Source organism: Streptomyces shenzhenensis (assembly GCF_021462265.1).
In the GTDB taxonomy this organism is placed as follows: Bacteria; Actinomycetota; Actinomycetes; order Streptomycetales; family Streptomycetaceae; genus Streptomyces; species Streptomyces shenzhenensis.
The window spans coordinates 30,288-47,433 of record NZ_JAJONF010000013.1; the positions used below are offsets into that span (position 1 = coordinate 30,288).

A 17,146-nucleotide genomic window follows, 5' to 3' on the forward strand; every position below is an offset into this window, starting at 1 on the left:
CAACTCCCCTGCCGCCGCCCGGAGTCGAAGCGCTCCGGGCCGCGGAGTCGAAAGGCGCTCAGATGCGGATACTCGTCGTCACCGTCGTCCACCACCCCGAGGACGCGCGCATCCTGCACCGGCAGATCACCGCGCTGCGGGACCGCGGGCACCACGTCGTCTACGCGGCGCCGTTCTCGGCCCGCGAGGTGCGGCCCCGCCCGGACCTCGAGGGCATCGACCTGCCCCGCGCGGCCGGCCGCAGCCGCCGTACGGCGGTCAGGGCGGCCCGTACCCTGATCGCCGAACGCGGCCACGAGGCCGACGTGATCCTGCTCCACGACCCGGAACTGCTGCTGGCCCTTCCCGGCACCCTGCGGCGCTGGCGGCGCTCCGGCACCGGTCCGGTGGTCGTCTGGGACGTCCACGAGGACACCGCGGCCGCGCTCGCCATGAAACGCTGGGTACCGGCGCCCCTGCGGCCGCCGCTGCGGCTCGGCGTCCGCGCGGCCGAACGGCTGGCCGAACGCCATCTGCGGCTGCTGCTCGCCGAGGACGCCTACCAGGAGCGGTTTTGCCGCACCCATCCGGTGGTGCCGAACTTCACCACCGCCCCGGCCCGGGCACCCGAACCGCCGGACAGCGAACGGGTCGTCTACGTCGGCCACCTGTCACGGGCACGCGGCGCGCTGGATCTCATAGAGACGGCCCGGCACCTCGGGTCCGGCCTGCGGGTCGAGGTGGCCGGCGCCGCCGACCCCGACGTCCGCGACGCGCTCACGGCGGCCGACCGGGACGGCGTCCTGCGCTGGCACGGCTTCCTGCCCAACGACCGCGCGCTCGCCCTGCTCCCGGGCGCGCTGGCCGGGCTCTCCCTCCTCCACGACCAGCCCAACTACCGCCACTCACGGCCCACCAAGGTCGTTGAGTACATGGCCCACGGCGTCCCCGTCGTCACCACCCCCACCCCGCTGGCCGCGGACATGGTCGAGCAGCACGGCTGCGGGCTCGTCGTCCCCTACCGGGATCCGCGCGCCACGGCGGCGGCGATACGCCGGCTGAGCAGCGACGCGATCCTGCGCCACACCGCGGCCCAGCGCGGCCGGGAGGCGGCTCTCACTCACTTCAACTGGCTTGAGAAGGCAGCCGAGTTCACGGGGTGCCTGGAGACCTGGGTACGGGAACGGGAGGACGCCGGGGCCGGGCGCGCGCGGGACGCGGCCCGTACCAGGCGGCCTCGCCGCCGCCCGGCAGCGAGGCCGTCACCCGGCCCCAGGCCGCGTCCTGGACGGGTCGGCTGAACTCCGCCTTGTCGGCGGCGAGTTCGGTAAGTTCGGCGACGGTGTCGTCAGGGCGGTCACACCGACGCGCTCACCCGGCCCTATCCGTTGGACCAGCCCCGTTCGCAGAGCACCAGCCGGTAGCCGTCCGGGTCCTCGACGGTGATCCCCCACTGGTTCCAGTACGGGTTCGGGGAGGGCACCCGCTTGCCGCCGTGCTCCTCCAGCCGGGCCACCAGGTCCTCCGGCACCGGACCGTCGGCGTAGATCACCAGCAGGTCCTCCTCGGTGGGCCGGGGTTCGACGGGCCGGGCGGGCTCGTGCACCAGCTCCAGATGCCAGTCGGCGTCCGGCCAGCCCACCATCAGAAGGTCGTGCTCACCCGGTTCCGGCCCGCCCTCGGCCCGCCACACCACACCGAGCCCCAGCCCTGCCACCCAGAACCGCTCGGCGGCCGCCAGGTCCCGGGAGGGCCGGGCGATCCGGATGTGACTGCGACCGTTGACGGACATCGTGACCTCTTCCCGAGCTGCCGTTACCCGCTCGGCAGCCTAGGTTCCCGGCCCGCGCGCCACCATCGGCCGATCGCCCTCGGTCACGGGTCCTAGGGCCTGTCAGGCGCGCGGAATGCCGTACGCCCGCTCCACGCGCAGCCGCAGCACCAGCCGGCGGTCGCGGACCATGGCGGCGCGGTAGTCGTCCCAGTCGGGGTGCTCGCCGCGGACGTCGCGGTAGAGGCGGACGAGCTCCTCGACGGTCGCGTCGTACGGGTCCGCGGCGACCGGCGAGAGGTCCGCGGTGCCCTCGGCGACCGTGTAGGCCCAGCGGTCGGGGCTGGTCACGTGGTAGGAGGCGCGGGGGTCGCGGCGCAGGTTGCGGGTCTTGGCGCGGCCGTCGGTGAGCGAGACGCGCACGGCCCGCTCGTCGGGGTAGTACGCGTGGTTGACATTGGACAGCTGGGGGCGGCCGTCGCTCTTGAGGGTCACCAGCACCCCGTCGTGTCCTTCGGCAAGCAGCTCCAGAAGAGCGTCCTCGGTCATGTCCGGTGCAACCGTGTCGCGCCCGCCGCGCATTCCCGGACCGGCCGGCGAGGTCCTTCGCGGTGCGCACCGCCGCCGTCGGACCGGCGGCCGCGGCGGGTCGTTGCCCGGCGCCTCTTCTATAGCGTCCGTCACACCGCGCGTGGATGAGCGGGACCATTCCGCTCTTCCTGCGCGACGATGAGGTCCGAGGTCGGACCGCACCGCGGACGACACGACCCAAGGAGAGCGATGGCACAGCTGCGACAGGAAGTCGACCCCGGTGAGGTCGGGCTGGACGTGAAGGCACTGGACCGCCTCGACCAGCACTTCGCCCACTACGTCGACGAAGGGCGCCTGCCCGGTTACCTGGTGGCGGTGGCACGCGGCGGCCGGGTCGCCCACCTCACCGCACAGGGCCACCGCGACCGCGCGGCCGGGCTGCCGGTCGAGGCGGACACCATCTGGCGGATCTACTCGATGACCAAGCCCGTCACCGCGGTCGCCGTGCTGATGCTCGTGGAGGACGGGCTGCTGTCGCTGGACGACCCGGTCGACCGGTTCCTGCCCGAGTTCGCCGCCCCGCGGGTCCACGTGTCCGGTTCCGGCGACGACATGGTGACCCGGCCGGCCGACGGACCGATCCTGATCCGCCATCTGCTCACCCACACCGCCGGGCTGACCTTCGCCTTCTACCGGACGCACCCGGTGGACGCCCGGTACCGCGAGGCGGGCCTGGAGTTCTCGGTGCCGGCCGGCGCGGACCTCGCCGAGACGATGGCGGTGTACGCCCGTATGCCCCTCCAGTTCGAGCCGGGCGCCCAGTGGAACTACTCCGTCGGCTTCAACGTGCTCAGCCGCGTCATCGAGGTGGTCTCCGGGCAGGGACTCGACGAGTTCTTCGCACAGCGGATCTTCCGGCCGCTCGGCATGCCGGACGCGGGCCTGCACATCGTGCCCGAACAGGCCGACCGCCTTTCGGAGTTGTACGGTGAGACGGAGGGTGGCGGCATAGAGGCCATCCCCGGCCTGCCGTTGCGCGGCCGCCCCCGTCTCCTGTCCGGCAGCGGCGGCCTCGCGGCGACGGCGTACGACTACCACCGCTTCATGGAGATGCTGCGCCGGGGCGGCGAACTGGACGGCGTGCGACTGCTGTCCCCCGCCTCGGTCGGGCTGCTGGCCAGCAACCACCTGCCCGGCGGGGCCGATCTGCGGGCCTACGGCGCCCCGGTCCACCGGGAACCCGGCAACGACGGACTCGGCTTCGGACTCGGCGTCTCCGTGGTGATCGACCCGGACCGCACCCTGTCCCCGAGCAGCCTCGGCGCCTACGGCTGGACCGGCGCGGCCACCACCGCCTTCTGGGTCGACCCGGCCCACGACCTCACCGTGCAGTTCCACACCCAGGTACGGCCGAAGACCCTGAAGGTCTTCCCGGAGCTGCGGCGGCTGGTCCACGAGGCGATCCAGGGCTGAGCGCCGTCCGGCCGTGCGGCGCCAGACCGGATTCGGCTCCGGGCGCGGGGCGCCGGCCGCGAACCGGCCGGCGCCGAGCGGGCCGACGTCCACGAAGGGCGTCGGGCCCAGGTACAGGTCGCGGATCACCTCACCGGCCGCCGGTGCCTGCCGGAAGCCGTGGCCGCGGAACCCGGTGGCGTACAGGAACCGGGAGACCGAGGCCGCCTCACCGATCAGCGCGTGGTGATCCGGGGTGTTCTCGTACAGACCCGCCCAGCCGCCGGTGCGGCACAGGTCGAGCACAGGTGGCCGACGCGGTGCAGCCCGATGTCGTACCCGGTCTCCTCGCCGAAGCGGGCGAAGGCCTCCAGGCTCCGCGCGCCCAGCTGGATGTCGAGCTCGCCGGAGAACTGGGCGCGCACCCCGCCGACGGCCTTCGAGGCGGATCCGGCGGCGAGTTCGTCGCGTTCGACGAGGACGACGTCGCGGACGCCCGCGCTCGCGAGGTGCCAGGCGATGCCGGTACCCGTCACCCCGCCGATGACCACGACCTGGGCCCGAAGGTTCACGCGCGCAGCTCCTGTCGGTCTCCGCCGCGCCTTCCCGGGGAGGCCGGGCGGTCGACGGCGTCTCAGGACCAGTGGGCCACCGCGTCGAGGTGAGGCAGCACGTGGTCGAGGCGCTCACGCTTCGTGCGCAGATACGTGATGTTGTTCTCGCACGGCTCGATCAGCAGCGGGACCGTTTCGGCAACCTCGATGCCGTGCCGTACCAGCGACTCCCGCTTGCGCGGGTTGTTGGACATCAGGCGTACCGAACTCACCCCGAGGTCGCGCAGGATGCCGGCGGCGACGCCGTAGTCGCGGGCGTCGACGGGCAGGCCGAGCGCGAGGTTGGCCTCGACCGTGTCCAGGCCCTCCGCCTGCAGGGCCATCGCGCGCAGCTTGGCGAGCAGGCCGATGCCACGGCCCTCGTGGCCCCGCAGGTAGACGACGATGCCGCTGCCCTCGGTGACGACCGCGCGCAGTGCGGCGGCCAGCTGGTCGCCGCACTCGCAGTGCTGGGAGCCGAACGCGTCCCCGGTCAGGCACTCGGAGTGCAGCCGGGTCAGCACCCGTTCGCTGTCGATGTCCCCGTAGACCAGGGCGACCTGCTCGTCACCGCGGTCGTGGTCCAGGTAGCCGATGGCCTGGAATTTCCCGTACACGGTGGGCAGCGGTGCATTGACGACGCGTTCCACGCCCGAACGCCGTGGGGACTTCGTGCCGAGTACGCCGATGTTTTCTGTCATGATCTGATTCCTAAGCAGAGACGAAAGGCCATGAAAAGATGAGTGGTTCGGGCGCGCGTACGGCGGCATACGGCTCGTTGCCGGCGGACACTACGGAAGAGGTACGGACCAGGGGGGCGGGCGTTTCAACACAGGTCGCCGTCCTTCCCGTGGGGAGCTTCGAACAGCACGGTCCCTACCTTCCGCTCGCGACGGACACCCTCGTCGCCTGTGCCGTCGCCCGGGAGATCGCCGCCGCGTACCCGGTGCACCTTCTCCCACCCGTCACGGTCTCCTGCTCGCACGAGCACGCGGCCTGGCCGGGGACCGTCAGCATCTCCGCGGTGACACTGCACGCGGTGGTGAAGGACATCGCCGACTCGCTGCGCCGCTCGGGCGTCGAGGCACTGGTCGTGGTCAACGGCCACGGCGGCAACTACGTGCTGGGCAACGTCGTGCAGGAGGCGTCCGCACGGGGCGAGCGGCTGGCCCTGTACCCGGCCGTGGAGGACTGGGAGGCGGCGCTCGTCCGGGCCGGAGTGGAGACCTCGGCGCTCTCCGACATGCATGCCGGAGAAATCGAGACCTCCATTCTTCTGCACGCTCATCCCGAATTGGTCCGCCCTGGTTACGAGTCCGCCGATTTCACCGCTGACGACCGTCGTCATCTCCTCACCCTGGGAATGTCCGCCTATACCGAGTCGGGCGTCATCGGCCGTCCTTCCCTGGGTTCGGCGGAAAAGGGGAAGGAACTCCTGTCGAGCTTCGCGGATTCCTTCGGCGCCCTTTTCGAACTGCTCACCGCCGGGCGGGAGTAGCGCAGTCGGGGGTACCAGCGCAGGACCAGGACCACCAGGCCCGGCAGGGCCGCCACGAAGCTGAGGACGCCGTAGACGACGGCGGTGGCGAACCCGCTGTCCGCGCCGAGGCCGGCCGCGGCGAACGCCCAGGCGGTGACGCCCTCCCGGGGGCCCCAGCCGCCGACGTTCAGCGGCAGGCCCATGGCGACCAGGGCGAGGACGGCGATCGGGACCAGGACCGCCACGGAAGCGGCCGAGCCCGCGACGCGCGCGGCCACCACGAACATCCCGACGTGCCCGGCGAGGATGACCGCCGAGGACAGCGCGACGCCCGGGGTGTTCCTGCGCGACAGCAGCGCGCGGCGGGCCTCGCCGAGGCCGGCGCGCAGGGCGCCGGCGCGCACGCCCGGGGACTTGTTCATCCGGATGGCGATCACGATCGCGCAGGCGCCGGCCAGCCCGGCCGCCGCCAGCGGGGCGAAGCTGCGCACCTCGTCCCGGACCGGCGAGGGCAGGATCAGCAGCGCGCCCGCGCCGAACACGGTCAACGCGATCTGTCCCGCGGCGCGTTCGAGGACGACCGCGCGGACCCCGCGCCCGATGTCGCCCTCGCTCCGCCCGTGCCTGACCGCCCGGTGCACGTCGCCGAGCACCCCGCCGGGCAGGGCCGCGTTCAGGAACAGCGCCCGGTAGTAGTCGCCGACGGCGGGACCGAGCGGCAGCCTCAGACCGAGGCTGCGGGCCACCAACTGCCAGCGCCAGGCGCTCAGCACGGTCGTGACCGCGCCGATCACCAGGCCGATGACCAGCGTCGGGGTGTCGATCCGGCGCAGTCCGTCGAGGAAGACGCCGGTGCCGAGCCGCCACAGCAGCACGGCGATGATGGCGGCTCCGGCGAGGGTGCCCAGGTGGGTGCGGACGGCCCGGAGGTCGAGGCGCCGGGGCATGACCGGCGGGGCGACGGGCGCGGCCTGCCGGACCAGGGTGGGGGTGCTCATGAGGTGCCTCCGGTCGGCCGGGCGAGCGCGAGCAGGTCACTGTGGTGCACCACGACCCGCAGTTCACCGGCCTCGTTGGCGGCGAGCCGCTCGGCCAGGTAGGCGTCGGCGCGCCCGGCCAGTTCGGGGCGCTCCTCGACGGCCGCGCCGACCCAGCCGCGCAGCCACTGCCCGGTGAGCGCCTTCTCGTCGGGGCCGAGCCGCCACGCGCTGGGGTTCACCTTCACGGTGGCGCCCCGGTCGGCGAACGCCTCGCAGGCGGCCGTGACCGCGTCCGGGCCGAGCAGTCCGCCGCGCCGCTGGTGGGCGTTGAACGCCTCGGCGATCTCGGTGTCCAGCGGGTGGGACGGCGTCAGTTCCACCCGCCCGGCCACCGAGAGGGTCAGCAGCGCGGGGCAGCCGGCCCCGGTGCAGGCCTCGGCGAGTGTGTCGACCTCTTCCCGGGTGAGGACGTCCAGGAGCGCGGACGCGGTCACCAGGGAGGCGCCGACCAGCGCGTCCGGGGTGAGCCGGGCGACGTCGCCGCGCCGGGTCTCCACCGTGACCCGGCTGCCGTCGGCGGCCGCGCGGGGCGAGGCGACGGCGGCGAAGTGCAGCAGGTAGGGGTCGCGGTCGTGCAGGATCCAGTGCTGTGAGCCGTCCAGGCGGGGCGCGAGCCAGCGGCCCATCGAGCCGGTGCCGCAGCCCAGGTCGTGCACGACCAGGCCGCCCGCCTTGCCGGGCAGGTTGGCCAGCCGGATCCGCAGCGGGTCCAGCAGATCGTGCGACCGGGCCGCCGCGTCCGCGCTCTCGCGCAGCTCCAGCCACTCGGGGGCGTACCGGGGCGGCTCCTCCGTCCCGGTCTCGCGCAGCCGTACGGTGGCCCGCTCGCCCGGCCGGACGACGGGACCGGCCCCGGCGATCACCTCGGAAGGCACCTGTTCGCTCCCTCGTCCCACTTCTGCGTCCGTGACATCCGCCGGCCCCGGCTGCGCGGGAATCGCGCCGACCGGAGCAGTGGTCGTGGTCTCGCTGGTCATGCCGCCCTCCTGGGTTCGTCGGGGAGCCGCAGCAGGACTCCGGCCAGGCTGCGGGCGGTGGCCGCCCAGCCGTCGAGTGCCGCCCGGCGGCCGCGCGCGGCGGCCTTGAGACGGCGGCGTACGTCCGCCTCGCCGAACCAGCCGCGCAGTTCGGCGGCGAGCGCGGCGGGGTCCTCCGGCGGCACGAGAATGCCGGGTACTCCGCCGTCGGGGGCCCGGCCGACCGCCTCGGGCAGTCCGCCGACGTCGGTGGCGAGCACCGGGATGCCCCGGGCGAGGGCCTCGGTGACCGCCATGCCGTAGGTCTCGGCGTACGAGGTGAGGACCATCAGGTCGGCGGCCGCGTAGCTGGCGTCGAGGCCGGCGCCGGCCCGCGGGCCCGCGAGGTGCAGCCGGTCGGTCAGCCCGTGTTCCGCGATCAGCGACCGCAGCTGGGCGACGTACTCGGGAGCCTGGTCGAGCCCGCCGACGCAGGTGCAGGTCCACGGCAGGTCGCGGACCGCCGCGAGCGCCTCGACCAGCCGGTGCTGGCCCTTGCGCGGGGTGACGGCGGCGACGCACAGCAGGTGCGAGACGCCGTCGGTGCCGACGGCCAGCGGGGCGATGTCGGCGCCGGGAGCGGCCACATGGACCCGGTCGGGGGCCAGGCCGTGGTGCGAGACCAGCCGTCGTACCGCCCAGTCGCTGGTCGCGATCACGGCCGGTACGGCGCGCAGCACCGCGCGCTCCCGGGCGTCCAGGTCGGCGGCCACGGCCGCCTCCAGGCCGGTCTCGTCGCCCAGCGGCAGATGGACGAGGACGACGAGCCGCAGCCGCTCCGTCTCCGGTACGACGATCTCCGGGACCCCGCAGGCCACCAGACCGTCCAGCAGGACGACGGACCCGTCGGGCAGTTCCCGCAGGGAGCGGGCGAGGGCGTCACGGTCGGCGGTGTCCGGGCGCGGCCAGGCCCCGGGCACCGCGTGCCTGGTGACCTGCCAGCCGAAGCCGGGCAGGTCCAGGCAGACCCGCCGGTCGTAGGCGTTGCCGCCGCTCGGGTTGGCCGGGTCGTCGACACCGCCCGGCATGACGAAGTGCACGGTGCGCAGGGACATGGGGAGGATCCCGATGTTCGCCGGGGCGTTGCTTTCGGTGGTGGCCGCGCGCTGCGCGGGCACGTAGGTGAGGGCCGGTTTGCGGCCGACGGTCATGTCGGTCACAGGGCACGCTCGTAACTCGCCCAGGCGACGTGCGACTCGTGAAGGGTGACGGTCAGCCCGGCGAGGCCCTTGGCCCCCTCGCCCAGCGCGCCCTTCTCGATGCGCTCGGCGAGCCGGTCCGCGATGACCTTCGCCAGGAACTCCGTGGAGGTGTTGATCCCGGCGAAGTCGGGCTCGTTGTCGAGGTTTCGGTAGTTCAGCTCGCTGACCACGGCGCCGAGTTCCTGGGTGGCAAGACCGATGTCGACGACGATGTTGTCGTCGTCCAGCTGCTCACGGCGGAAGGTGGCGTCCACCAGGAATGTGGCGCCGTGCAGTCGCTGCGCGGGTCCGAACACCTCGCCGCGGAAGCTGTGGGCGATCATGATGTGATCGCGGACGGTGATGCTGAACAACGGACGACCCTCCAGGTGCGGCGCGTCTGGTCCGCCGGCTGATCCCTGCCGGTGGATGCCCTTAATACGGCTCTTGGCTTCCCCGCGTTCAGTCCACTCTCACTCTTTTCTCAGGTCAGGACCTCTTGGGGAGCGCAGCGGACGGTATTGGACGTTCCGTCAGCCGTTGTCGCCGTAGCGGACCCGGTGGCAGAGGGCCGGAATCGCCCCCGAGGCGAGTTCAGGGAGGACCTCCGGCAGCTCCTCGAACGGGCTTTCCCCTGTGATGAGGGCGTCCAGCGCCGGATCGGCCAGCAGGTCCAGGGCCAGGGCGAGCCGGTCGGCGTAGGTGCGGCCGGAGCGGGCGGCCGGGGAGACGGTGCCGACCTGGCTGCTGCGCACGGTGAGCCGGCGGGAGTGGAAGGCCTCGCCGAGCGGGAGGGCGATCCGCCGGTCGCCGTACCAGCTCAGGTCGAGGACCGTGCCCTCGGGCGCGAGGAGTTCCAGCGCGCGGGTGAGGCCCTGCTCGGTGGCGCTGGCATGGACGGCCAGGTCGCAGTCGCCCAGGGCGTCCTCGGGGGCCGCGAAGTCCACGCCGAGGGCCTCGGCCGTCCTCGCGCGGGCCGGGTCCGCGTCGACCAGCTGGAGCCGTACGCCGGGGAAGCGGGCCAGCAGGGCGGCCACCGAGCAGCCGACCATGCCGCCGCCGATCACCGCGATCCGGTCGCCGACCAGCGGGGCCGCGTCCCAGAGGGCGTTCACCGCGGTCTCGACCGTGCCCGCGAGTACCGCGCGCGCCGGTGGTACCCGCTCCGGTACCACCGTCACCGCGCTCACCGGAACGACGTAACGCGTCTGATGCGGATACAGACAGAAGACCGTACGCCCGATCAGCCCAACGGGGCCTTGCTCGACCACGCCGACGCTGAGGTAGCCGTACTTGACCGGACCGGGGAACTCGCCCTCCTGGAACGGCGCCCGCATCACGGTGTGTTGGCTCTGCGGCACCCCGCCCCGGAACACCAGTGTCTCCGTGCCCCGGCTGACTCCCGAGTACAGCGCGCGCACCAGCACCTCGCCCTCGCCGGGCTCCGCGAGGGTGACGTCACGCAGCTCTCCGTGGCCCGGGGAGCGGAGCCAGAACGCGCGGGCCGAGCGGTTCATCGGCATCCTCCTGAACGATCGGGAAGTTGTTCACGTACCGAGATGTGCACAGCGATGAAGTGCACAGGCCGCGCACAGTACGCGGCGTTGATCGACTCTGTCACTCGGCCGGAGGACGTGCGGTGGCCCTGAACAACACTTACGAAGCCAGGCTGGTCCAGCAGGAGACCGCTGTGGGAGCGGGCGTGCAGATCCTTGTGCTGGCCCTGCTCGGGACGGCGATCGGCATGGGGCCGGCCGGCTGGCTGACGGGTCTCGCGTTCGCGATCGCCACCTGGGCCGTGCTCTCCCGGGCCCTGCACCGCGCCCGCCCCCGCTCCTTCGGTCCCGCCAACCGGGTGACCCTCGGCCGCGCGATCCTGGTCGGCGGCGTGACCGCCCTGGTCGCCGACTCCTTCGAGAGCTCCCCGCCGGTCACCCTGCTGGTCGGCCTGACGGCCGTGGCCCTCATCCTCGACGGCGTGGACGGCAAGGTGGCCCGCAGGACGGGTACGTCGACGGCCCTGGGCGCCCGCTTCGACATGGAGGTCGACGCGTTCCTGATCCTGGTGCTGAGCGTGTACGTCGCCACGCTGCTGGGGCCCTGGGTGCTGCTGATCGGCGCGATGCGCTACGCGTTCGTCGCGGCGGCGAGGATCGCGCCCTGGCTCAACGCCCCGCTGCCCCCGTCGATGGCCCGCAAGACGGTCGCCGCGATGCAGGGCATCTGCCTGCTGCTGGCGGGCGCGGACCTGCTGCCGTACCTGGGCGACCTGGGCGTGGTGCTGCTGGCGCTCGGCTCTCTGGTGTGGTCCTTCGGGCGGGATGTGGTGTGGCTGTGGCGCAACGCGCGGCACACGGTGCGGATACCGGCGGAACCGGAGCCGGCCGGGGCGGCCATGGAGGCGTCCGTCGAGGGGATCGAGATGCTGGAGCTGGCGGTGCGCTGACCCGGCTGCGCCGAGGACAGCCGAGGGCCCGGACCGGGGGTTGGTCCGGGCCCTCGGCTGTGGGCCTACGGGCGTTGGCCTACGACCGCGCGCCCCGCGTCCGTACGACGGCGAACGCGGCCGCCGCCAGGCCCAGGGCACCGACGATCAGGCCCGCGACGCCGAGGCCGCGGGCGGTGGAGTCGCTGGAGTCGGCGGCAGCGGTCGCCTCGGCGCCGGTCTTGGTGGCCGGCGCGGAGGAGGCCGCGGCCGCGTCGCCCGCGGCGGTCAGCTTGAGCGTCGGCGCCGGGTTCTCCGGCTCGTCGCCGCCGCTCTGCGCCTGATCGATCCAGCGGACGACCTTGCCGTCGGAGTACGTCTGCAGGGTCTTGAAGGTCAGCTGGCCGGTGTCCTCGGGCAGTTGCCCGAAGGCGACGTCGAAGTCCTCGTACTGCCCGGCACCGATCTTGCCGCCGGTCCAGGTGACCTCGGAGACGGCCTCGGTGATGGTGCCGTCGTCGGTCTTCACGGGCGTCTTCAGCTTGGTGGTGGTCACCTTGGCGGTCCAGCCGTCGTGCGGGGTGACGAGGACGCCCAGGACCGGGTGGTCGGTGGGCAGGTAGACCTGGACCTTGGTGGTGGCGGCGGTGTCCTCCTCGTTGGGCACGCGGAAGGTCAGCACGCCGTCGGTGGCGCCCTTGGCGTAGCTCTCCGGGTGGACGGTGACGTGCGCGGCGGCGGCACCGGCGGCGGCGAGGACCGACGCGGCGGTGAGCGCGGTGACGGTGGCGGTGCGGCGCAGGGCGCGGCGGGTCGCAGTCATGGCAGGCATGGCAGGCATGGTGAAGGGATCTCCGTACGAGTGAAGTCTGTCTGAGCGTCTTACGGGTGCCGGACGGTGTACGGGATCGGGATCGGGGGGCCGCGTCGGCTCACCGCGTGCCGCAGCGCGAGCAGCGGACGGGGCCGTATCGGACCGGCCGGGGCCGGACGGCGGCCGTCGGCCGGGGCGGGCAGCGGGGCGTCGTGCCACCAGGCGGCCAGACCGGGGACGAGCGCGGCCGTCCGGCGCAGCAGCGACCACAGCGCGGCCTCGCCGCGCCGCAGCCACCAGGAGGCGACGAGCGCGGCGACGACATGGGCGACGGTGGCGTGCGCGGTCAGGACGTGGAGGTGCGGGTACGGCTGCGCCGTACCCGCCACGGCATGACCGCCCATGCGCATGTGGGCCATGGTCATGGCGGGCGCGGGTGCCGGAGTGACCGCGCGGGCACCGTCGAAGCCGAGGTGCAGACCGGCCTGAGTGAGGAGCATGCCGACGCCGATCTCCGGCAGCCCGCGCTCACGGCCCGCGAGGGCCCGGCCCAGGCCGAACACGACGACGAACCCGGCCGCGTCCGCCCACAGCGGCGGCATGTCCCCCATGGCGAGGCCGTGCCCGGCGGCGGCCAGGAGCACGCACACCGCGGCGAACACCGCGGCACGCAGGCTCCGTACCGCCGGTGACGCACTCATGGTGAGCGATCCTCCCACGGTGGGGGATACGCGAGGCATGGACAGTCCGTTCACTCACCCCGGGGGATTACCTGTGCCGTGGCACCCCGTCAGCGGCGGATGAGGGCCAGCACCTCGTCCCGCGTCCGGGTCAGTGTGGGGGTGTCCGCCGCTTCCACGTTGAGCCGCAGCAGCGGTTCGGTGTTGGAGGGGCGCAGGTTGAACCACCAGGCGGGGGTGGAGACGGTCAGGCCGTCGAGTTCGTCGACGGCGACCCCGGGGTGGGCTGTGAAGTGGGCGCGTACGGCCGCGAGGGCGGAGCCGGCGTCGGGAACCGTGGTGTTGATCTCTCCTGATGCCGGATGGCGCTGGTAGCGCTCGATCAGGTGGGACAGGGGTTCCGGCTGTGAGCCGAGGGCTGCGACGACGTGGAGGGCGGCGAGCATGCCGGTGTCGGCGTTGTAGAAGTCGCGGAAGTAGTAGTGCGCCGAGTGCTCGCCGCCGAACACCGCGCCCGTGCGGGTCATCTCGGCTTTGATGAAGGAGTGCCCCACCCGCGTGCGGACCGGGACTCCGCCGAGCTCGCGGACCACCTCGGGCACGGTCCGTGAGGTGATCAGGTTGTGCAGCACGGTGCTTCCCGGATGGTCGGCCAGCAGCCGGGCGGCGATCAGGGCGGTGATGGCGGACGGGGTCACGGCTTCGCCGCGTTCGTCGACCACGAAACAGCGGTCGGCGTCGCCGTCGAAGGCCAGGCCCAGGTCGGCCCGCGTCTCCCGCACGACGCGCCGCAGGTCGACGATGTTGGCGGGGTCCAGCGGGTTGGCCTCGTGGTGGGGGAAGGTGCCGTCGAGCTCGAAGTACAGCGGGACGATCTCGACCGGAACGTCACGGAAGACGGCCGGCACGGTCAGACCGCTCATGCCGTTGCCGGCGTCCACCACGATGCGGAGCGGTCGGACGGCGCGGACGTCGACCAGGTTCAGCAGGTGGGCCGCGTAGTCCGCCAGCATGTCGCGCTGGGTGACGGATCCCGTGGGGCGGCGCGCGGCGGGCGGTCGTCCGCCGGACGCCCAGCGTTCGACGAGCGTGCGGACGGCCTGCAGACCGGTGTCCTGGCCGATCGGTGCGGCACCGGCCCGGCACAGCTTGATGCCGTTGTAGCGGGCGGGGTTGTGGCTGGCGGTGAACATCGCGCCGGGCAGGTGCAGGGCGCCGCTGGCGAAGTACAGCTCGTCGGTGGAGCACAGGCCGATCTCGGTGACGTCGGCGCCCTGCCCGGCGGCGCCCCGCGCGAAGGCACGGGCCAGTGCGGGCGAGCTGGGCCGCATGTCATGGCCGGTCACGATGGCGCCGGCGCCGGTCGTCTCGACGAAGGCGGCGCCGAACAGCCCGGCGAGTTCCTCGTCGAGCTGGTCCGGGACGAGGCCTCGGACGTCGTAGGCCTTCACCACGGCGGACAGGTCGAGGCCTGGTCTGTCGTTCACTGCGGGTCCTCCTCGTAGGTCGTCCAGACGGCGGTGTCCTGGGGGACGTCGCGGCCGTCGAGCGGTGCGCTGGACAGCAGGACCCGGGCGCCGTCGTCCAGCGGGACGGGGCGTGGCCCGAAGTTGACCAGGCAGCGCAGCCGGGCCGATCGGTCGAACGCGAGCCACGCGCCGTTCGCGGGGCCCCGCACGCGCGGTGCCGTGTCCGGGGCGGGATGGTCGTGGCGCAGCCGCAGTGCGGCCCGGTACAGGGCGAGCATGGACTGTTCGTCGTCCTGCTGCGCCGCGACGGTGAGTCCGGCCCAGTCGGCGGGCTGCGGGAACCAGCAGTCCCCGGGCGCGGCCTCGCTGAAGCCGTACGGAGGGGCGGTGCCGGACCAGGGCAGCGGCACCCGGCAGCCGTCGCGTCCGCGGTGGCGGTTGCCGGAGCGCTTCCACAGCGGGTCGCGAATCCGGGCGTCGGGGATGTGGGCCTGCGGCAGGCCCAGTTCCTCACCCTGGTAGACATAGGCCGCGCCGGGCAGGGCCAGCATCAGCAGGGCCGCCGCCCGGGCGCGCCGCTCGCCGAGCCGGCCGCCCCCGTACCGGGTGACCGGCCGGATCGCGTCGTGGCTGGAGAGCACCCAGGTGACGGGAGCGCCCACCGCCCGCATGGCGCGGGTCGACTGCTCGATGACCTCGCGCATCGCCGGTCCGTCCCAAGGGCATTCCAGGAAGGCGAAGTTGAAGGTCTGCTGCATCTCGCCCGGGGCGACGTAGCGGGCCAGCCGCTCGCGGTCGAATATGCCCGCCTCGGCCACCATCACGCGTTCGGCCGGGGCCACCGCCCCCGCGGGCGCCGGGTGCCGGTCCAGGAGACTTCGCCAGTGCCTGAAGAGCGGGTGCAGTTCCTCCTGGTCGTAGTAGGGCATCAGGTGGTTGCGGTGGACGTCCTGGTGCTGGCCGGGCCCGGCGTCGGGCAGGCCCTCGGCCTTGAACAGGGTGTGGGCGACGTCGACGCGGAATCCGTCGACACCGCGGTCCAGCCAGTGGGTGAGGATCCGCTCGAACTCGGTGGCCACCTCGGGGTGGCGCCAGTCGAGGTCGGGCTGCTCGGGCGCGTGCAGATGCAGGTACCACTGTCCGGGGCGGCCGTCCGCCTCGTCGACGCGGGTCCAGGCGGGGCCGCCGAAGGCGGACTGCCAGTCGTTGGGGGGAAGTTCGCCCTTCTCGCCGCGCCCTTCCCGGAACATGTACCGCTGCCGGGCCGGAGAGCCGGGCGGGGCCGCGACGGCCTCGCGGAACCAAGGGTGCCGGTGGGAGGTGTGGTTGGGGACCACGTCCACCAGGACCTTGATCCCGAGGGCGTGTGCCTTCGCGACCAGCACGTCGAAATCGGCGGGTGTGCCGAGGTCTGCCGCGACGCCGGTGTGATCGGCGATGTCGTACCCGCCGTCCGCCAGCGGCGAGGGGTAGAAGGGGGTGACCCACACCGCGTCGACGCCGAGCCGCGCCAGGTGGTCCAGGCGGGCGGTGGCGCCGGGCAGATCACCGGTGCCGTCGCCGTCGCCGTCCGCGAAGGCGCGCGGGTGGATCTCGTAGCAGACCGCCTCCCGCCACCACGGGGCGGGGCCGGAGGTCATTCGGACCGGTCCAGGCGGGCCACGCCGATGTGCGCGTCGGCCATGCCGTAGAAGACATAGCGCACGCCGTCGATCTCCTCGATCGCGGTCGGGAAGACCACGTTGGGCACGGTGCCGGAGCGCTCCTGCTCGGTTTCCGGGGCCATCAGCGGCTCGGAGGTGCGGGCGATGACACGGCTGGGGTCGGCCGGGTCGAGGATCATCGCGCCGGCCGCGTAGTTGACCGTCTGCACCTGCGCGAAGGGGTCCTCGATGGTGCCGGAGACGCCGTGGTGAATGAGCAGCCAGCCCTCGTCGACGCGGATCGGAGCCGGGCCGGCGCCGATCTTGAGCTCCTCCCAGGCGTACTCGGACAGGGCGACCAGGCGGTGGTGGCGCGGCCGGGTGAGGGCGCCCAGGTCCCGCTTCACCTCGTCGACGGGTACGTAGGAGATCCAGATGCCCGGGCGGTCGTCGGTCACCCCGGCGGGCAGGTGGACGCCCTCGCCCGGCCGGAACCAGCCGAGGTCCCACATCGGGCGGTGCAGCATGGCGTAGTACATCGCGCCGTCCGGGCCCGGCACGGGCTCGGGGAAGTGCACGACGTCCTTGTTCGGGAAGAGGTTGAGGTCGGTGTCGAGGTCGGGCTGGTAGGCGAACTGGAGCGGGCCGAGGCGCTCCCAGTGGACGAGGTCCTCGGAGACGGCGAGGGCCGGCTTGGGGCCGAGCGGCCCGTAGGCCACGTAGGACATGACGTACCGGCCCAGGTCCTCGATCCAGGTGGTACGGGGGTCCTCCACGCCGGCGTTGTTCTTGCCGCGCTCCCAGCCGGCGTCGGGCGCGAGGACCACGCCGCGGCGCTCGACCCCGGTGGGCACGCCGTCGTCCAGGACGACTTCGGCGAGGCCGACGCGGGAGACGTTGCCCTCGGCGACCAGCCGGGGCAGCAGGTGCAGCCGGCCGTCGGGCGTGCGGCCGGAGGCCGGGTTGAGCACGCCCTCGACCTCGTCGGCCTCGCCGGGCAGCGGGGACATCACTACGCCGACCCGGGTCAGGGTGTAGGGGACGGGGGCGGTGGTGCTGTGGGACACGGAAG

General features: G+C 73.2%; 16 protein-coding genes and 2 pseudogenes. 4 read left to right on the forward strand and 14 right to left on the reverse strand.

The annotated features are described in order from the left end of the window. Positions 1 to 62: 62 nt before the first annotated feature. Positions 63 to 1,280, forward strand: coding sequence for a glycosyltransferase (locus LQ326_RS18680; protein WP_234538237.1), 1,218 nt, complete (start codon positions 63 to 65; stop codon positions 1,278 to 1,280). A gap of 80 nt (positions 1,281 to 1,360) precedes the next feature. On the opposite strand, the gene LQ326_RS18685 is transcribed toward LQ326_RS18680, so the two are convergent. Continuing rightward, positions 1,361 to 1,771, reverse strand: coding sequence for a VOC family protein (locus LQ326_RS18685; RefSeq protein ID WP_234538238.1), 411 nt, complete (start codon positions 1,769 to 1,771; stop codon positions 1,361 to 1,363). A gap of 102 nt (positions 1,772 to 1,873) precedes the next feature. Beyond that, the gene (locus LQ326_RS18690; RefSeq protein ID WP_234538392.1) at positions 1,874 to 2,299 is read right to left on the reverse strand and encodes a PPOX class F420-dependent oxidoreductase; all 426 of its coding nucleotides are present in this window, start codon (positions 2,297 to 2,299) and stop codon (positions 1,874 to 1,876) included. 231 nt (positions 2,300 to 2,530) lie between these two features. On the opposite strand from LQ326_RS18690, the gene LQ326_RS18695 reads away from it, so the two are divergent. Beyond that, positions 2,531 to 3,754 carry a serine hydrolase domain-containing protein gene (locus LQ326_RS18695; RefSeq protein ID WP_234538239.1) on the forward strand — a complete coding sequence of 408 codons (1,224 nt, stop codon included), beginning with the start codon at positions 2,531 to 2,533 and terminating at the stop codon, positions 3,752 to 3,754. A gap of 24 nt (positions 3,755 to 3,778) precedes the next feature. Here LQ326_RS18695 and LQ326_RS18700 read toward each other — a convergent pair. After that, a pseudogene (locus LQ326_RS18700) lies at positions 3,779 to 4,305 on the reverse strand (FAD-dependent oxidoreductase); the annotation flags it as partial. A 62-nt stretch (positions 4,306 to 4,367) separates the two neighbouring features. Continuing rightward, positions 4,368 to 5,027, reverse strand: coding sequence for a GTP cyclohydrolase II (gene ribA / locus LQ326_RS18705; RefSeq protein WP_234538240.1), 660 nt, complete (start codon positions 5,025 to 5,027; stop codon positions 4,368 to 4,370). 38 nt (positions 5,028 to 5,065) lie between these two features. Here ribA and LQ326_RS18710 point away from each other — a divergent pair, with 38 nt between their 5' ends. Next, positions 5,066 to 5,824 carry a creatininase family protein gene (locus tag LQ326_RS18710; protein ID WP_181809304.1) on the forward strand — a complete coding sequence of 253 codons (759 nt, stop codon included), beginning with the start codon at positions 5,066 to 5,068 and terminating at the stop codon, positions 5,822 to 5,824. A 53-nt stretch (positions 5,825 to 5,877) separates the two neighbouring features. Here LQ326_RS18710 and LQ326_RS18715 read toward each other — a convergent pair. From LQ326_RS18715 to LQ326_RS18735, 5 genes and pseudogenes are all read right to left on the reverse strand, one after another. Then, positions 5,878 to 6,804: pseudogene (locus tag LQ326_RS18715) on the reverse strand (lysylphosphatidylglycerol synthase transmembrane domain-containing protein); the annotation flags it as partial. Next, a complete protein-coding gene (locus LQ326_RS18720) occupies positions 6,801 to 7,823 on the reverse strand; it encodes a trans-aconitate methyltransferase (RefSeq protein WP_234538242.1) in 1,023 nt (340 codons plus the stop codon). The pseudogene LQ326_RS18715 and the gene LQ326_RS18720, both read right to left, overlap by 4 nt. Beyond that, the gene (locus LQ326_RS18725) at positions 7,820 to 9,013 is read right to left on the reverse strand and encodes a glycosyltransferase family 4 protein (RefSeq protein ID WP_268207269.1); all 1,194 of its coding nucleotides are present in this window, start codon (positions 9,011 to 9,013) and stop codon (positions 7,820 to 7,822) included. The genes LQ326_RS18720 and LQ326_RS18725 overlap by 4 nt, the downstream gene beginning before the upstream one ends. 5 nt (positions 9,014 to 9,018) lie before the next feature. Further along, positions 9,019 to 9,417, reverse strand: coding sequence for a 6-pyruvoyl trahydropterin synthase family protein (locus tag LQ326_RS18730; RefSeq protein WP_046728401.1), 399 nt, complete (start codon positions 9,415 to 9,417; stop codon positions 9,019 to 9,021). A 159-nt stretch (positions 9,418 to 9,576) separates the two neighbouring features. Beyond that, positions 9,577 to 10,560 carry a zinc-dependent alcohol dehydrogenase gene (locus LQ326_RS18735; protein WP_234538244.1) on the reverse strand — a complete coding sequence of 328 codons (984 nt, stop codon included), beginning with the start codon at positions 10,558 to 10,560 and terminating at the stop codon, positions 9,577 to 9,579. A gap of 122 nt (positions 10,561 to 10,682) precedes the next feature. Between LQ326_RS18735 and LQ326_RS18740 the strand changes: the two genes are divergently transcribed. Further along, positions 10,683 to 11,489 carry a CDP-alcohol phosphatidyltransferase family protein gene (locus tag LQ326_RS18740; RefSeq protein ID WP_234538246.1) on the forward strand — a complete coding sequence of 269 codons (807 nt, stop codon included), beginning with the start codon at positions 10,683 to 10,685 and terminating at the stop codon, positions 11,487 to 11,489. 79 nt (positions 11,490 to 11,568) lie between these two features. On the opposite strand, the gene LQ326_RS18745 is transcribed toward LQ326_RS18740, so the two are convergent. The 5 genes from LQ326_RS18745 to LQ326_RS18765 all read right to left on the reverse strand — a co-directional run bounded on the left by LQ326_RS18745 (position 11,569) and on the right by LQ326_RS18765 (position 17,141). Then, positions 11,569 to 12,291 carry a YcnI family protein gene (locus tag LQ326_RS18745; protein WP_234538393.1) on the reverse strand — a complete coding sequence of 241 codons (723 nt, stop codon included), beginning with the start codon at positions 12,289 to 12,291 and terminating at the stop codon, positions 11,569 to 11,571. A 59-nt stretch (positions 12,292 to 12,350) separates the two neighbouring features. Further along, positions 12,351 to 12,983 carry a hypothetical protein gene (locus LQ326_RS18750; RefSeq protein ID WP_234538247.1) on the reverse strand — a complete coding sequence of 211 codons (633 nt, stop codon included), beginning with the start codon at positions 12,981 to 12,983 and terminating at the stop codon, positions 12,351 to 12,353. An 89-nt stretch (positions 12,984 to 13,072) separates the two neighbouring features. Next, positions 13,073 to 14,449, reverse strand: coding sequence for a phosphomannomutase/phosphoglucomutase (locus LQ326_RS18755; protein ID WP_234538248.1), 1,377 nt, complete (start codon positions 14,447 to 14,449; stop codon positions 13,073 to 13,075). Continuing rightward, a complete protein-coding gene (locus LQ326_RS18760) occupies positions 14,446 to 16,071 on the reverse strand; it encodes a glycoside hydrolase family 13 protein (RefSeq protein WP_234538249.1) in 1,626 nt (541 codons plus the stop codon). Before LQ326_RS18760 ends, LQ326_RS18755 begins: the two co-directional genes overlap by 4 nt. Then, complete coding sequence (locus LQ326_RS18765; protein ID WP_234538250.1) at positions 16,068 to 17,141, reverse strand: glycoside hydrolase family 130 protein; 1,074 nt, start codon at positions 17,139 to 17,141, stop codon at positions 16,068 to 16,070. Before LQ326_RS18765 ends, LQ326_RS18760 begins: the two co-directional genes overlap by 4 nt. Between the last annotated feature and the right edge of the window lie 5 nt (positions 17,142 to 17,146).

Coding starts and splice junctions, on each gene's coding strand:
- LQ326_RS18725 (WP_268207269.1), bottom strand. CDS start 9,013: ATGACCGTCGGCCGCAAACCGGCCCTCACCTACGTGCCCGCGCAGCGC.
- LQ326_RS18720 (WP_234538242.1), bottom strand. CDS start 7,823: ATGACCAGCGAGACCACGACCACTGCTCCGGTCGGCGCGATTCCCGCG.
- LQ326_RS18685 (WP_234538238.1), bottom strand. CDS start 1,771: ATGTCCGTCAACGGTCGCAGTCACATCCGGATCGCCCGGCCCTCCCGG.
- ribA (WP_234538240.1), bottom strand. CDS start 5,027: ATGACAGAAAACATCGGCGTACTCGGCACGAAGTCCCCACGGCGTTCG.
- LQ326_RS18750 (WP_234538247.1), bottom strand. CDS start 12,983: ATGAGTGCGTCACCGGCGGTACGGAGCCTGCGTGCCGCGGTGTTCGCC.
- LQ326_RS18690 (WP_234538392.1), bottom strand. CDS start 2,299: ATGACCGAGGACGCTCTTCTGGAGCTGCTTGCCGAAGGACACGACGGG.
- LQ326_RS18710 (WP_181809304.1), top strand. CDS start 5,066: ATGAGTGGTTCGGGCGCGCGTACGGCGGCATACGGCTCGTTGCCGGCG.
- LQ326_RS18680 (WP_234538237.1), top strand. CDS start 63: ATGCGGATACTCGTCGTCACCGTCGTCCACCACCCCGAGGACGCGCGC.
- LQ326_RS18760 (WP_234538249.1), bottom strand. CDS start 16,071: ATGACCTCCGGCCCCGCCCCGTGGTGGCGGGAGGCGGTCTGCTACGAG.
- LQ326_RS18745 (WP_234538393.1), bottom strand. CDS start 12,291: ATGACTGCGACCCGCCGCGCCCTGCGCCGCACCGCCACCGTCACCGCG.
- LQ326_RS18735 (WP_234538244.1), bottom strand. CDS start 10,560: ATGAACCGCTCGGCCCGCGCGTTCTGGCTCCGCTCCCCGGGCCACGGA.
- LQ326_RS18695 (WP_234538239.1), top strand. CDS start 2,531: ATGGCACAGCTGCGACAGGAAGTCGACCCCGGTGAGGTCGGGCTGGAC.